Origin of the sequence: Kitasatospora sp. NPDC096077, from assembly GCF_040303245.1 — a bacterium.
GTDB lineage: Bacteria > Actinomycetota > Actinomycetes > Streptomycetales > Streptomycetaceae > Kitasatospora.
In genome coordinates, this window is record NZ_JBEOSV010000001.1 from 93,360 (window position 1) to 107,695 (window position 14,336).

Here is a 14,336-nt window from a genome sequence, read left to right on the forward strand (position 1 = left end):
GCAGCTCATCCAGGAGGGACCGGTCCTGACGACCGACCCTGGAGAGTTTCAGGAAATCTGGATCATTCGATCAAACGGTCTTGACGGCGATCGAATGCCGGGGTCAGGATGTCCCCGCCCCGCTCGGCCCGTGCCGAGCCCTCGGGTTCCCTCCGGCGTCTGCCACCTTCACCCTGGAGCTGAACCATGCTCTCCCCCACACCCCGCCGCAGAACTCCCCGGCTCACCGCCGCCGCCGTCATCGCCCTCTCCACCACCCTGCTGGCCGGCTGCGGCGGCAGCGGAGGCCACGACGGGCCCGCCGCCGACGGAAAGCCCGTCACCATCACCTTCTGGGGCTGGGCCAAGGGCACCAAGGAGGTCGTCGCCGCCTTCAACGCCTCCCACACCGACGTCCAGGTCTCCTTCGAGGAGATCCCCTCCGGTGTGGCCGGGGGCTACGCCAAGATCTCCAACGCGGTGAAGGCCGGCAACGCCCCGGACGTCTTCAACACCGAATACCAGCAGTTGCCCGACTTCGTCAGCCAGGGCGCCGTCCAGGACATCGGCAAGCTCGTCCCGACCGAGCTCCGGAACAAGTACCTGCCCCAGGCCGTGGAGCTCACCACGCTCGGCGGCAAGACCTGGGCGCTGCCGCTGGACGCCGCGCCCCAGGCCTTCTACTACCGCAAGGACCTCTTCGAGCAGGCCGGTGTCACCGTCCCCCGGACCTGGGACGAATTCCGCACCGCCGCACAGAAGTTGAAGCAGGCGAACCCCGCGACCCGGATCGCCACCTTCTTCCCCGACGACCCCAGCCCCTTCGAGACCCTGGCCTGGCAGGGCGGCGCCCACTGGTTCGGCACCGCCGACGGCGCCTGGAAGGTCGACATCGACTCCCCCGACACCCGGCGCGTCGCCGACTACTGGCAGCAGCTGATCGACGACGACCTGGTCCGGGTGCAGCCCTCGTTCAGCCAGCAGTGGACCGCCTCCCTGCAGAAGGGCGAGACCGCCGGGTACGTGGGCGCCTCCTGGGGCGCCGGCGTGCTGAAGAGCTCGCTGCCGGACGCCTCCGGCAAGTGGGCCGTCGCCCCGGTGCCGACCTGGGACGGCACCCCGGCCAGCGGCATGCTCGGCGGCACCACCTTCGCCGTGTCCAAGGACAGCAAGAAGGCCGCGGCCGCCGTCGAGTTCTCCACCTGGGCCACCACCACGCCCGAGGGCATCAAGGCCCGGATCGCCTCCGGCACCTCCTCCGCCTACCCGGCCGCGCCCGAGCTGGTCCCGACCGCCAAGGCCGCCTTCAACACCGACTTCTACGGCGGCCAGGACGTCTACGCGCTCTACGCCGACGCGGCCAAGTCGATCCGCACCGACTGGACCTGGGGCCCGACCATGGGCGCCACCAACAACTCCCTGAAGGACTCCTTCGCCAAGCTGACCGGTGGCGGCACCATCGCCCAAGCCGACGGTACGGCCCAGCAGGCCACCACCGCCGAGCTGAAGAACCGCGGGCTCAAGGTCGCCCAGGGATGACGACCGGCACCACCTCCACGGCGGACGACCGCCACGGCTCCGTCCGCGCCGCCACCGTCAGGCGGCGCGGACGGCTCGGGGCCCCCGCCCTGCTCCTCGGGCCCTTCCTGCTCCTGTTCACCGCCTGCACCCTCGTCCCCATCGGCTACGCCGTCTACCTGAGCCTGTTCACCGAACACCGCGACGGCCTCGGCTTCGGCGACGCCGAGACCGTCTTCACCGGCCTGGGCAACTACGCCCGCGCCCTCGGCGACGACGCCTTCCGCAACGGCCTGCTGATCACGGCCGGCTACTGCCTGCTGTACATCCCGCTGATGGTCGGCCTCTCGCTCACCCTCGCCCTGCTGCTGGACTCCACGCTCTCCCGGGCCCGCCGGTTCTTCCAGCTGGCGCTGTTCCTGCCGCACGCCGTACCCGGCATCATCGCCGCGCTGGTCTGGATGTACCTGTACACCCCGGGGATCAGCCCGGTGGTCGACGCCCTCGGCTCGGCCGGCCTCCAACCGGACCTGCTCGGCCACCCGCTGCCCGCCGTCGTCAACATCGCGCTCTGGGAGTGGACCGGCTACAACATGGTCATCTTCTACGCCGCGCTGCAGGCCGTGCCGCGCGAGGTGCTGGAGGCGGCCGTGGTGGACGGCGCCGGACCGCTGCGCACGGCGCTCGGCATCAAGGTGCCGCTGATCCGCGCCTCGATCGTGATGGTCGCGCTGTTCACCCTGATCGGCTCGCTCCAGCTGTTCACCGAACCGATGATCCTGCACGGCGTCGCGCCCGGCGTGATCAGCACCTGGACCCCCAACATGTACGGCTACACGGCGGCGTTCGACCGCAACGACTACAACCTCGCGGCCGCCTCCTCGGTCCTGCTCGCCCTGCTCGCGGCCGGCCTCTCCTTCGTGGTCACCCGCCTCACCGGCGGCTCGCGGCCGAAGCGCAAGGAGACCCCGGCATGACAGCGATCGCCCCCGAACGCCCCGTGCGCACCCCGCCCCCGGGCACCCCGGCCCCGCCCCGACGCCGCCCCTGGACCCTCTCCAAGGCGGCCGTCAACGGCGCCCTGCTGCTCGCCACCGCCTACACCCTGCTGCCGCTCGGCTGGCTGCTCACCGCCGCCGCCAAGAACACCGGCGACCTGCTCGGCGGCGTGGCCCTGAGCCCCTCCCGCTGGCACCTCGGCGAGAACCTCCACCAGCTCGCCACCACGGGCGACGGCATCTACTTCCGCTGGTACCTCAACTCCCTGCTCTACGCCGGGTTCGGAGCCCTGCTCTGCGCCCTGCTCTGCGTCGCGGCCGGCTACGCCTTCCACGTGTACGCCTTCCCCGGCAAGGAGAAGCTGTTCGGCCTGGTGCTGGTCGGGGTCCTGGTGCCGACCACCGCGCTCGCCCTGCCGATGTACCTGCTCGCCTCGAAGCTGCACCTGGTCAACACCTTCTGGGCGGTGTTCCTGCCCTCCCTGGTCAACCCCTTCGGCGTCTACCTCGCCCGGGTGTTCTGCGCGGGCTACCTGCCCGGCGAGGTGCTGGAGGCGGCCCGGATGGACGGCGCCGGCGAACTGCGCACCTTCCGGTCGATCGGGCTGCCGATGGTCATGCCGGGCTTCGTCACCGTCTTCCTGTTCCAGTTCACCGCGATCTGGAACAACTTCTTCCTGCCGCTGGTGATGCTCTCCGACAACCGGCTCTTCCCGGTCAGCCTCGGCCTCTACAGCTGGAACAGCCAGACCCGGGCCTTCCCCGAGTACTACCCGCTGGTGGTCACCGGCTCGCTGCTCGCCGTGCTCCCGCTGGTGGTCGCCTTCACCGTCCTCCAGCGCCACTGGAAGGCCGGCCTGACGGCGGGGAGCGTCAAGTGAACACCCGCGAAGCACAACACCCCACTGTCGAACGGGAGTCCCCGGTGCCCACCGCACCCGCCACACCGACCGACCCGCCCGAGCACCGCACCCGCCGCCCCCGCGCGCTGCTCGCCATGGAACCCGGCCTGGCCGAGCGGCTGATCGACCCGGCCACCATGGCCCGGCTGACCGAACTCGCCGACCTCGACCCGGCCCTGGTCGCCGCCGACTTCACCGCCCCCGGCGCGGCCGCCGCCCTCCGCGAGACCGAGGTGCTGATCAGCTCCTGGGGCTGCCCGCCGCTGGACGCCGCCGTCCTCGCCGCCGCACCCCGGCTGCGGGCCGTGGTGCACGCCGCCGGTTCGGTCAAGCACCATGTCACCGCGGCCTGTTGGCAGCGCGGCATCCGGGTGAGCTCCGCCGCCGCGGCCAATGCGCTGCCGGTCGCCGAGTACACCGTCGCGGCCGTCCTGTTCACCAACAAGCGGGTATTGCAGCTGAGTTCCGCCTACCGGCGGCAACGCGACCGGTTCGACTGGCAGTCCGCTCCCGAGGCCCCCGGCAACTACCGGCGCACCGTGGGCGTCGTCGGCGCCTCCCGGATCGGGCGGCGGGTGCTGGAACTGCTGCGCCCGTACGACCTCGACCTGCTCCTCCACGACCCGTACGTCGACCCGGAGCAGGCCGCCGCGCTCGGCGCCCGGTCCGTCGGACTGGACGAACTGTGCGCCGCCGCCGACGTGGTGAGCGTCCACGCCCCCGAACTGCCCGAGACCAGGCACCTGATCGACCGCACCCGCCTGGCCGCGATGCGCGACGGCGCCACCCTGGTCAACACCGCCCGCGGCTCGCTGGTCGACCAGGACGCGCTCACCGCCGAACTCGTCACCGGACGCCTGAACGCCGTCCTCGACGTCACCGTGCCCGAGCACCTGCCCGCCGACTCCCCGCTGTACGAGCTGCCCAACGTGCTGCTCACCCCGCACGTGGCCGGCTCCCTCGGCGGCGAACTGCACCGGATGGCGGCCGCCGCGGCCGACGAGCTGGCCCGGTACGCCGCCGGCCTGCCCTTCGCCCACCCCGTGCTGCCCACCGACCTCCCCCGCACCGCCTGACCCACGCCGAGCACCACCCCGTACCACCCGTACCGCCCCGTACCACCAGAGGAGAACTCCCATGTCCCGCAAGGTCATCGGCATCGTGATGAACGGCGTCACCGGCCGGATGGGCTACCGCCAGCACCTCGTCCGCTCGATCCTCGCGATCCGCGAGCAGGGCGGCCTCCCGCTGCCGGACGGCCGGACCCTGTGGCCCGAGCCCATCCTGGTCGGCCGCAGCGAGGCCAAGCTGCGCGCCCTCGCCGAACGGCACGACCTGGCCCACTGGACCACGTCCCTCGACGAGGCCCTGGCCCACCCGCTCGCCGAGATCTACTTCGACGCCCAGGTCACCCAGGCCCGCGAGCCGGCCATCAAGGCCGCCATCGCGGCCGGCAAGCACGTCTACACCGAGAAGCCGACCGCCGAAACCCTGGACTCCGCCCTGGAGTTGGCCCGGCTGGCCCGCGAAGCCGGGGTCGCCAACGGCGCCGTGCAGGACAAGCTCTTCCTGCCCGGCCTGCTCAAGCTCAAGCGCCTGGTGGACGGCGGCTTCTTCGGCCGGATCCTCTCGGTGCGCGGCGAGTTCGGCTACTGGGTCTTCGAGGGCGACTGGCAGCCCGCCCAGCGGCCGTCCTGGAACTACCGCGCCGAGGACGGCGGCGGCATGATCCTGGACATGTTCCCGCACTGGCGCTACGTGCTGGACAACCTGATCGCCCCGGTCCGCTCGGTCTACGCCCACACCGCCACCCACCTGCCGCGGCGCCACGACGAGCAGGGCCGCCCGTACGACGCCACCGCCGACGACGCCGCGTACGGCATCTTCGAGCTGGAGGGCGGCATCACCGCCCAGATCAACTCCTCCTGGGCGGTCCGGGTGGACCGCGACGAGCTGGTCGAGTTCCAGGTCGACGGCACCGAGGGCAGCGCCGTCGCCGGACTGCGCAACTGCCGCGTCCAGCACCGCGCCACCACCCCCAAGCCGGTCTGGAACCCCGACCTGCCGGTCACCGAGCCGTTCCGCGACCAGTGGCAACCGGTGCCCGACAACGACGAGTTCGACAACGGCTTCAAGGTCCAGTGGGAGCTGTTCCTGCGCCACGTCACCACCGGCTCCCCGTACCACTGGGACCTGCTGGAGGGCGCCAAGGGCGTCCAGCTCGCCGAACTCGGCCTGCGCTCCGCCCGCGAGGGCCGCCGCCTCGACGTCCCCGCGCTGGAGCTGTGATGACCACGATCCTGCTGCCCGGCCACGGCCCGCTGCGCCTGCGCGACCCCGAGCCGCTCGACCTGCCCGCGCACCCGCCGCGCTCGCGTACCGCCTACGCCGCCGCACACGTGGTCGCCGACCCGCTCGGCGACAACGCCCCCGGCGCCCCGGCCGCCGTCGACTGGGACACCACCCTCGCCTTCCGCCACCACCTGTGGTCGCTCGGCCTCGGCGTCGCCGACGCCATGGACACCGCCCAGCGCGGCATGGGCCTGGACTGGCCCGCCACCCGCGAGCTGATCACCCGCTCCGGTGCCGAGGCCCGGGCCGTCGGAGGGCTGCTCGCCTGTGGGGTCGGCACCGACCAGCTCGCCTCCCCCGCTCCCTCGCTCCAGCAGGTCACGGCCGCCTACGAGGAGCAGCTCGCCGTCGTCGAGGCGGCCGGCGCCCGGCCGATCCTGATGGCCAGCCGGGCCCTCGCCGCCACCGCCACCGGCCCCGAGGACTACCTGACCGTCTACGGCGGACTGATCCGGCAGTCCGGCCGGCCGGTGATCCTGCACTGGCTCGGCGAGATGTTCGACCCGGCCCTGGCCGGGTACTGGGGCTCCACCGACCTCGACCGCGCCACCGCGACCGTGCTGGACCTGATCCACGCCCACGCCGACCGGATCGACGGCATCAAGGTCTCCCTGCTCGACGCCGACCGGGAGATCGCCCTGCGCCGCGCCCTGCCCGTCGGGGTGCGCCTCTACACCGGCGACGACTTCCACTACCCCGAGCTGATCAAGGGCGACGAACTGGGGCACAGCCACGCCCTGCTCGGCGTCTTCGACCCGCTCGCCCGCCGGGCCGCCGCCGCCCTGCACGCCCTGGACGCGGGCGACGTCGAACGCTACGACGCGCTGCTCGCCCCGACCGTGCCGCTCGCCCGGCACCTGTTCGGCGCGCCGACGTACCACTACAAGACCGGGATCGTCTTCCTCGCCTGGCTGACCGGGCACCAGGACCACTTCACCATGGTCGCCGGCGCCCAGAGCGGCCGCTCCACCCGCCATCTGATAGAGCTGTTCCGGCTCGCCGACGCGGCCGGCCTGCTGCCCGACCCGGAGCTCGCGGCTGACCGGATGCGCGCCCACCTCCGACTCGCGGGGGTGACCGCATGAGCAGGCTGTCGCTGAACCAGATCACCACCCGGGGGTGGAGCCTCGCCGAGGCCGTGGCGGGCTGCGCCGCGGCCGGGATCCCGGCGATCGGGCTGTGGCGCGACAAGGTCGCCGAGATCGGCGTCCCGCACGCCGCCAGGATCGTCCGGGAGGCCGGACTGGCCGTCAGCAGCCTCTGCCGGGGCGGCTTCCTCACCGCCACCGGGCCGGAGGCCGCCCGGGCCGCGCTCGCCGACAACCTCGCCGCCCTGGAGGAGGCCGCCGAACTGGGCACCGACACCCTGGTGCTGGTGGTCGGCGGGCTGCCCGAGGGCAGCCGCGACCTCGCCGGGGCCCGGGCCCGGGTCGGCGAGCTGCTCGGCCGACTCGCCCCGCACGCGGGCGACCTGGGCGTCCGGCTGGCGATCGAGCCGCTGCACCCGATGTTCTGCGCCGACCGCGCGGTGGTCTCCACCCTCGGCCAGGCCCTGGACCTCGCCGAGCCCTTCCCCGCCGAGCAGGTCGGCGTGGTGGTGGACAGCTACCACGTCTGGTGGGACCCGCAGCTGGACGCCCAGATCGCACGCGCCGGGCGCGGCGGCCGGATCGCCGCCTACCAGGTCTGTGACTGGACGCTCCCGCTGCCCGCCGACGCCCTGCTGGGCCGCGGCCACGTCGGCGACGGCCACATCGACTTCGCCGCGCTCACCACGGCGGTCGGCGCCGCCGGCTACACCGGCTGGATCGAGGTCGAGATCTTCAACGAGCGGATCTGGCGCACCCCCGGGGACCGCACCCTGGCCCTGCTCGCCGAACGCCACCGCACCCACATCGAGCCGCACCTCGCGCCGGCGGCGGGCCCGGCCCCGGCGGACGGCCCGTGAAGGTCGTCCTCGCCCCGGACTCCTTCAAGGGCACCGCGACGGCCACCGAGGCGGCCACCGCCCTCGCCGCCGGCTGGCACTCCGTCCGGCCGCAGGACGAGCTGCTCACCCGGCCGATGGCCGACGGCGGCGAAGGCACCATGGCGGCCGTCGTCGCGGCCACCCCGGGGGCCGTCGTCCGGCGGGTGCGCGGCTGCACCGGACCGGACGGACGCCCCGTCACCGGCGCCTACGCCCTGCTGCCGGACGGCACCGTCCTGGTCGAACTGGCCGTCGCCAGCGGCTTGCCGCTGATGGCCGCCCCGGCCCCGCTCACCGCCACCACCCGCGGCACCGGGCAGCTGATCACCGCGGCGCTCGCCGCCGGGGCCCGTCGGATCACCGTCGCGCTCGGCGGCTCCGCCTCCACCGACGGTGGCGCCGGGCTGCTCACCGCGCTCGGCCTGCGCCTGCTGGACGGGCAGGGCGCCCAACTGCCCGACGGCGGGGCCGCCCTGGCCGGCGCGCGCCGGGCCGACCCGAGCCGGCTGCTGCCGCCCCCACCGGGCGGGGTACGGCTGCTCACCGACGTCACCAATCCGCTGCTCGGCCCGGACGGCGCCGCCGCCGTGTACGGCCCGCAGAAGGGCGCCGGGCCGCGCGAGGTCCGCCTCCTGGAGGCGGGCCTGACCCGGCTGACCGTGGTGCTCGGCGGCGACCCCGCGTCCCCCGGCGCCGGTGCGGCCGGCGGCACCGCCTACGGGCTGGCCGCCGTCTGGGACGCCGTCACCACCCCCGGCGCGGGCGCCGTCGCCGACCTGCTCCGGCTGGACGAGGCGCTCACCGGCGCCGACCTGGTGATCACCGGCGAAGGCCGGTTCGACGCCACCAGCCTGCGCGGCAAGGCCGTGGGCGAGGTCCTGCGCCGCGCCCGCCGGGCCGGTCGGCCGACCGTCGTGATCGCCGGGGAGGCCGCCGAGCCCGCCGTGACCGCCACGGAGTCCGCCGACCCGGCGGTCCACACCCTGACCCGGCTGGCCGGATCGGCCGAGGCGGCTCGCAGCCGCCCGCTGCACTGGCTGCGCCGCGCGGGCGCCCTGCTGGCCGCCCGTTACTGAGCAACTCCCTCCCCTGCACCCACTCCCAAGGAGCCCCCCCGTGCGCCGCACCACCCTGCCCGCACTCGCCGCCGCGGCCCTCGTCGCCGCCGCGACGGTGACCGCGCTGCCCGCGCAGCCGGCCGCCGCCGAGTCCGCCCCCGGCAACGTCGCCGACCACACCCTCCAGCCGACCCCCACGATGATCATCCGACCCGGCAGCTGGCGGCAGACCAATGACGCCCTGGTCCGCGCCGACACCGACGCCGCCGTCGCCGACGGCCTGGCCGCCAAGGGCTGGAACACCGTCGCCGTCGACGACGACTGGATGATCAAGGACAACGGCCAGGACTGGGACGGCACCCAGGTCGTCCCCGCCGCCCGGCACGGCCGCGACGCGAACGGCAACCTGATCTCCTCCCCCAGCAAGTACCCCCAGGGCATCAAGGCCACCATCGACTACGTCCACGCCAAGGGCCTCAAGTTCGGCATCTACGAGGACGGCGGCGACCTCACCTGCGACGGCGGCTCCGGCAGCTACGGCCACTTCGCCCAGGACGCCGAGTACTTCGCGTCGATGGGCGTCGACTACATCAAGATGGACTACTGCTACCCGCACACCCGGACCTCCACCTCCGGCCTGCTGCTCACCACCGACCACGACGCCGACGTCGCGATCGACGCCTACCGCCAGGCCGCCCGGGCCATCGCCGCGGCCAACGCCGCCCACGGCACCCACATGGTGCTCAACTGCTCCGCCCCGGCCTACTTCAACTGGGACAACCGGAGCACCGGCTCCCCGGTCTTCCAGAAGGTCATGGCCGGGATCGGGCTCTCCTCCCAGGAGTGGCGGATGGCCGCCGACGTCGGCGGGAACAGCTGGGCCGCCGCCCTGACCAGCATCGACCAGACCGACGCCACCGCCGGCTACGCGAAGGCCGGCCACTTCAACGACCCGGACCAACTCGCCCTCGGCCAGAGCTCGATGACGGTCGCCCAGCAGCGCGCCCAGCTCAGCATGTGGGCGATGTACGCCGCGCCGCTGAACATCAAGCTGGCCGGCGCCGCCGCCTTCACCCCGCAGGTGGTCGCCGACGCGGGCAACACCGACGTCATCGCCGTCGACCAGGACCGCCTGGGCGTCCAGGCCACCCAGGTCTCCGGCGACGAGGACACCGCCGTCTACGCCAAGCCGCTGGCCGACGGGGATCTCGCGGTGGCCCTGCTCAACCGCTCCGCCACCGCGCGGACGATCTCCACCACCGGCGCCCAGGTCGGCACCTCGGCCTCGGGCTTCACCCTCAAGGACCTGTGGAGCAAGGCCGTCACCACCAGTTCCGGCGCCATCGCCGCCACCGTCCCGGCCACCAGCACGGTGATCTACCGGCTGCACCCCGACGCCGGTGCGACGTACGCCGACTGGACCACCGCGCTGAACGCGACCTCGATCAGCGACGACGACGCGGCCACGGCCGGCTCCTTCGACCGGGCCGGGGACAGCTTCTCCTCGGACGCCCTGGCCGCAGCCGGCGTGACCCGCGGCTCCACCGTCGAGGCCGGCGGCCAGACCTTCAGCTGGCCGGCCGGCGGCTCCGGGCAGTTCGACAGCATCGTCGCCCGTGGCCAGACCCTCGCCTACCCGACCGACAGCTCCACCCTCGGCTTCCTCGGCGCCTCCAGCGGCGGCGACGCCTCCGGCACGCTCACCCTCCACTACACCGACGGCACCAGCAGCCGGGCCACCCTCGGCTTCCCCAACTGGCTGACCGCCCACCCGACCGCCTTCGGCGACAGCACCGCGATCACCACCACCCACCGCGACACCCCGCACGGCCCGGACCGGTTCGGCACCCGCTACCTGGTCTCCTACGCCTCGGTCACCGTGCCCGACGGCAAGACCCTGCAGTCGATCACCCTGCCCGACGACCCGGCCCTGCACCTCCTCTCGCTGACCGACTCCTGAGGCCCCCTGCCCCACCGACCCCCTGAGGGCGGCACCGCTCCGGCGGTGCCGCCCTGCGTGGTTCCCGGCTCTCATCCGTCGGCCGGGAGCACCCGATGGACGTTGCCCCGGGTCGTGCGCAGCTTCCGGAGCACCTGGGCCACGTGCTTCTCGACGGTCCGCTGGGACAGCACCAGCTTCCGGGCGATGTCCTGGTTGGTGGCACCCCGGACCAGCAGTTCGGCCACCTCCCGCTCGCGCGGGGAGAGTTGGTCCCCGTAGCCGCGACGGGCGGGTGGCTCCGAGTCCGCGAGCCCGAGGTCGCGCATCGCCCGGCGGCAGCGTGCCGCGTCCTCGGTCGCACCGAGGCCGGTGAAGGCGTCCAGCGCCTCGGCCAGGCGTCCGGCCGCCACTGCGGGCTGCCGATGAGCCAAGGTGCGCCCCAACTGCTCGGCGGCGTCGGCCTGTTCGTACGGGCGGCCGATCTCCCGCCAGCGCCGGAGGGCGCCCTCGAAGGCTGCCGCCGCACCCTGCGGGTCGTCCGCGCGGAGCAACAGGCCCCGGGCCAGGGCGAGTTCCGCGGTCGTCGCCGGGGCGTCCCGTCCCGCGAGGCCCCGCTCCGCGTCCTCGACGAGACGCTCGGCGAAGTCCCGGCGCCCGGCCTGCAGGGCGGCTTCGACGGCCATGCGGACCAGTCCGACGGTCCTGGCCCAGGTACCGGCCTCGCGCAGTGCGGCGACGGCCGGGAGCACCAGGGCGAACGCCCCCTCCGGGTCGTGCCGCGCGAGCCGGACGGCGGCCCGGCCGGCCGCGACCCACAGCACGTCGCTGACCTGGGCGTGCCGCTCCGCGTAGCCGGAGGCCGTTCCGAGGTGCTCGACGGACTGCCGGAACTTCCCTTGAGCAAAGGAGAGTTGGGCAAGTATCTGCTCCTCCTTGAGGTCGAAGAGCGGCGCCATGTCGGGATACTCCGCGCGCAGCCCGGTCAGCTGTTCCTCGATGCCGACCCAGCGACCGGCCAGGAACTCCAGGTGCAGGAGCCCGAGCCGGCTGAAGCAGGCCAGGCTCGTCAGGCCGAGCTGTTCGGTCAGTGGCCGGCATTCGGCCAGCAGTTGCCCGGCGCGCCGGTCGTGGCCGGTCTCGATGGCCATCCTGGCGGAGTTGTACAGCGCCCGGGCGGTCTGCCGAACGACCTCACCGGTCTCGCCGCCGCGCGGCAACCGGTCCAGCGGTTCCCAGGCGCCGGGCTCGCCGTCCCGGACCATCAGGCTCAGCCGGGTGGCCTGGAGGGCGGCCCGGGTTGCCGCGTCGTCGCTTCCGCTCTCGCGAAGCGTCCGATCGGCCCGGTCGAGCCAGCCCCGGGCCCGGGCCGTGGCGCCGTCGCGCTCGGCCACCGCCAGCGCGGCCATGGCTCGCGCCGCCAGCACCGGTCGCTGTGCCAACTCCCCTACGGCTTCCTCCAGTTCGTCGAACCCCGAGCGATCTCCGAGCTGGTTGATGGTCAGCAGCCCAAGGGCGAGCCTGATCTCCCCACGCACCGGAACGGGCAGGCGCACGTCCCCCAGCAGCCGCCGCAGGAGGGCCGCGCTCGCGGTGAAGTCCGCCCCGTTCACGGCGAGCCGGGCGAGCGCGCGGGCCACCCGCACCCGGCGTTCGTCCGGCAGCTCCGGCCGGTCGAGGAGGTGGCGCAGCAGCGTCGCGGCAGTGCCGGTGTCCCCGAGTGCCGTGGCCTCCTCGGCGGCCTCCTCGGCCCGGTCGTACCAGGCCGTGAGGTCGCCGGCGGCGAGGGTGTGGTGGGCGATCTGCACCAGCGGCGGCGGGGACCAGCTCCGGAGCTCGTCGACCGCCCGCGCGTGCAGCCGGGTCCGGGTGGGCGCCGGAACGTGCTGGTACGCGACCTGTTGGGCCAGGGCGTGGCGGAAGACGTACCGTCCCGGCTCGCCCTCGCGCAGCACGGCCGCGCGGAGGGCGGCGGCGACCCCCTCCGCGCCGGGGCCCGGATCCAGCCCGGCGACCCGGCTGAGCACGGGCTCCGTGCTCGGGACGGCCAGGACGGCGGCGGCCGCGACGATCGCCGTCCCCGGTGCGGGCAGCGCGTCGAGCCGTCCGGTGACCGCCTCGCTCAGACCGGTCGGTACGGCGGCACGGCGGAGTCGGGCGACGAGGTCGCCGCGCTCCCGGCTGCCGGCCGGTTCGCACAGGGTGATCAGGTCCTCCTCGGCGACCAGCGGCAGGCCGTCGCTGCGGATGTACAGCGCCTCGCCGAGCCCGGCCGCCCCGGGCCGCCCCAGCGCGGCCTCGGCCAGCTCCCGGACGTCCGGCTCGGTCAGCCGCTCCAGTCGGATCGAGGTGCCGCCGACCCCGGGCGGACGGCTGTACGCGGTGCCCAGGACGGAGGTCCCGGCCGGCAGGTCCTCCGCCCGGTGGGTCAGCACCAGGCCGAGTTGCTCCGGCACGTCCCGCGCGAGCAGCAGGAGCAGCTCACGGGTCGCCTCGTCGGCCCAGTGCAGGTCCTCGATCACGAGGACCACCGGCCCGATGGCGGTGAGCAGGGACCGGACGGCCTGGGCGATCTGGTGCCGGTGGACCCGCGCCTCGTCCGGGATGCTCTCCGGCGGCGGGGGCAGGCGGTCCGCGAGGTCCGGCAGCAGCGGCGCGAGCGCACCGGCCGTGGGCGGGATGCCCGCCACGCCCGGGAGCAGCGGGCCGGTCCCGCGCAGCGCGTCCACCACGGGCCCGTACGGGAACGGTTCGCGCAGCGGGTGGCAGAGCCCGATCAGCACCGGGCGCCCCTCCGCGGTCAGGACCGCCGACGCCTCGCGGACCAGCCGGGACTTGCCGATGCCCGCCTCGCCCTCGACCAGGACGACCGCGGGCGGCCGCCTGACCGCGTCGAGCAGCGCCCGGAGCTCGCGTCCCCGCCCGACGAGGGCGAAGCCCCGACCGGGCCCTCCGCCGGCGCCGGGTCCGGCAGTCCGCGCCACGCGATCACCGCCTCTCCCGGTCACGCTAGCCCGCGCCCGGACCCCCGGCAAACAGACCGGGGTCCGGGCGAACCGGCTGGTCAAGCGCGTGCGAGGGGCACGGGGAGGGTGGCCACGACCCTGGTCCCGGTGGCGGAGAGGAAGGCCAGCCACCCGCTGGTGGCGTGCGCCACCAGGTCCAGCCCCCGCCCGAAGGCCGCTCCGGCGTCCTCGGGCACGCGGCGCGGCGCCTGCCGGACCCGCCACCGGCCGGAGTCCTTGACCTCGACCGTCAGCTCCCCTCCGTGGTAGGTGATCAACACCGTGACGTCCGGGCTCCCGCTGTGCAGCACCGCGTTGGAGACCAGCTCGGTCACCACCAGTTCCAGGGCGTCGACGGTGGTCCGCGGCACCGACCACCGCAGGGCGGTGTGCCGGGCGAACCGCCGCATGGCGGGGACGGCCTGCTCGGTCGCGGCCATGCTGCTGGCCGCGACCGTCACCGGAGGTGGCGGGGTCGCACCCCGCGGACGGGAACGGACGGAGGGGCGGGGGGAGGCCTCGACGGTGAGCACCATGAAACTCCTGGATCGTCCCGCCGTCGCTGTACCGGCGGGCTTGCTTCGACCGTGCGCCGGAAGGGGCGGCCGGGGCAAGG

11 protein-coding genes are annotated in these 14,336 nt (G+C 74.3%); 9 read left to right on the plus strand and 2 right to left on the minus strand.

Features of this window, described 5'->3' with window-relative positions:
* Positions 1-186: 186 nt before the first annotated feature.
* From ABTZ03_RS00420 to ABTZ03_RS00460, 9 genes are all read left to right on the plus strand, one after another.
* Positions 187-1,518: an ABC transporter substrate-binding protein gene (locus ABTZ03_RS00420; protein WP_350510599.1), complete on the plus strand. Its 1,332-nt coding sequence runs from the start codon at positions 187-189 to the stop codon at positions 1,516-1,518.
* The gene (locus ABTZ03_RS00425) at positions 1,515-2,474 is read left to right on the plus strand and encodes a carbohydrate ABC transporter permease (RefSeq protein ID WP_350510600.1); all 960 of its coding nucleotides are present in this window, start codon (positions 1,515-1,517) and stop codon (positions 2,472-2,474) included. Before ABTZ03_RS00420 ends, ABTZ03_RS00425 begins: the two co-directional genes overlap by 4 nt.
* Positions 2,471-3,376 carry a carbohydrate ABC transporter permease gene (locus tag ABTZ03_RS00430; RefSeq protein ID WP_350510601.1) on the plus strand — a complete coding sequence of 302 codons (906 nt, stop codon included), beginning with the start codon at positions 2,471-2,473 and terminating at the stop codon, positions 3,374-3,376. Before ABTZ03_RS00425 ends, ABTZ03_RS00430 begins: the two co-directional genes overlap by 4 nt.
* Positions 3,377-3,492: 116 nt before the next feature.
* Positions 3,493-4,473 (plus strand): hydroxyacid dehydrogenase, encoded by a 981-nt coding sequence (locus ABTZ03_RS00435; RefSeq protein WP_350510869.1) that lies wholly within the window; start codon positions 3,493-3,495, stop codon positions 4,471-4,473.
* 61 nt (positions 4,474-4,534) lie between these two features.
* Complete coding sequence (locus tag ABTZ03_RS00440; protein WP_350510602.1) at positions 4,535-5,686, plus strand: Gfo/Idh/MocA family protein; 1,152 nt, start codon at positions 4,535-4,537, stop codon at positions 5,684-5,686.
* Positions 5,686-6,834, plus strand: coding sequence for a dihydrodipicolinate synthase family protein (locus tag ABTZ03_RS00445; RefSeq protein WP_350510603.1), 1,149 nt, complete (start codon positions 5,686-5,688; stop codon positions 6,832-6,834). Before ABTZ03_RS00440 ends, ABTZ03_RS00445 begins: the two co-directional genes overlap by 1 nt.
* A complete protein-coding gene (locus ABTZ03_RS00450; protein ID WP_350510604.1) occupies positions 6,831-7,697 on the plus strand; it encodes a sugar phosphate isomerase/epimerase family protein in 867 nt (288 codons plus the stop codon). The genes ABTZ03_RS00445 and ABTZ03_RS00450 overlap by 4 nt, the downstream gene beginning before the upstream one ends.
* Positions 7,694-8,794, plus strand: a complete 1,101-nt coding sequence (locus tag ABTZ03_RS00455) for a glycerate kinase (RefSeq protein WP_350510605.1) — start codon at positions 7,694-7,696, stop codon at positions 8,792-8,794. Before ABTZ03_RS00450 ends, ABTZ03_RS00455 begins: the two co-directional genes overlap by 4 nt.
* A 40-nt stretch (positions 8,795-8,834) precedes the next feature.
* A complete protein-coding gene (locus tag ABTZ03_RS00460) occupies positions 8,835-10,736 on the plus strand; it encodes a glycoside hydrolase family 27 protein (protein WP_350510606.1) in 1,902 nt (633 codons plus the stop codon).
* 71 nt (positions 10,737-10,807) lie between these two features.
* On the opposite strand, the gene ABTZ03_RS00465 is transcribed toward ABTZ03_RS00460, so the two are convergent.
* Together ABTZ03_RS00465 and ABTZ03_RS00470 are read right to left on the minus strand one after the other, a co-directional pair.
* Positions 10,808-13,699, minus strand: a complete 2,892-nt coding sequence (locus tag ABTZ03_RS00465) for an ATP-binding protein (protein WP_350510607.1) — start codon at positions 13,697-13,699, stop codon at positions 10,808-10,810.
* 80 nt (positions 13,700-13,779) lie between these two features.
* A complete protein-coding gene (locus ABTZ03_RS00470; protein ID WP_350510608.1) occupies positions 13,780-14,256 on the minus strand; it encodes an ATP-binding protein in 477 nt (158 codons plus the stop codon).
* Positions 14,257-14,336: the final 80 nt, after the last annotated feature.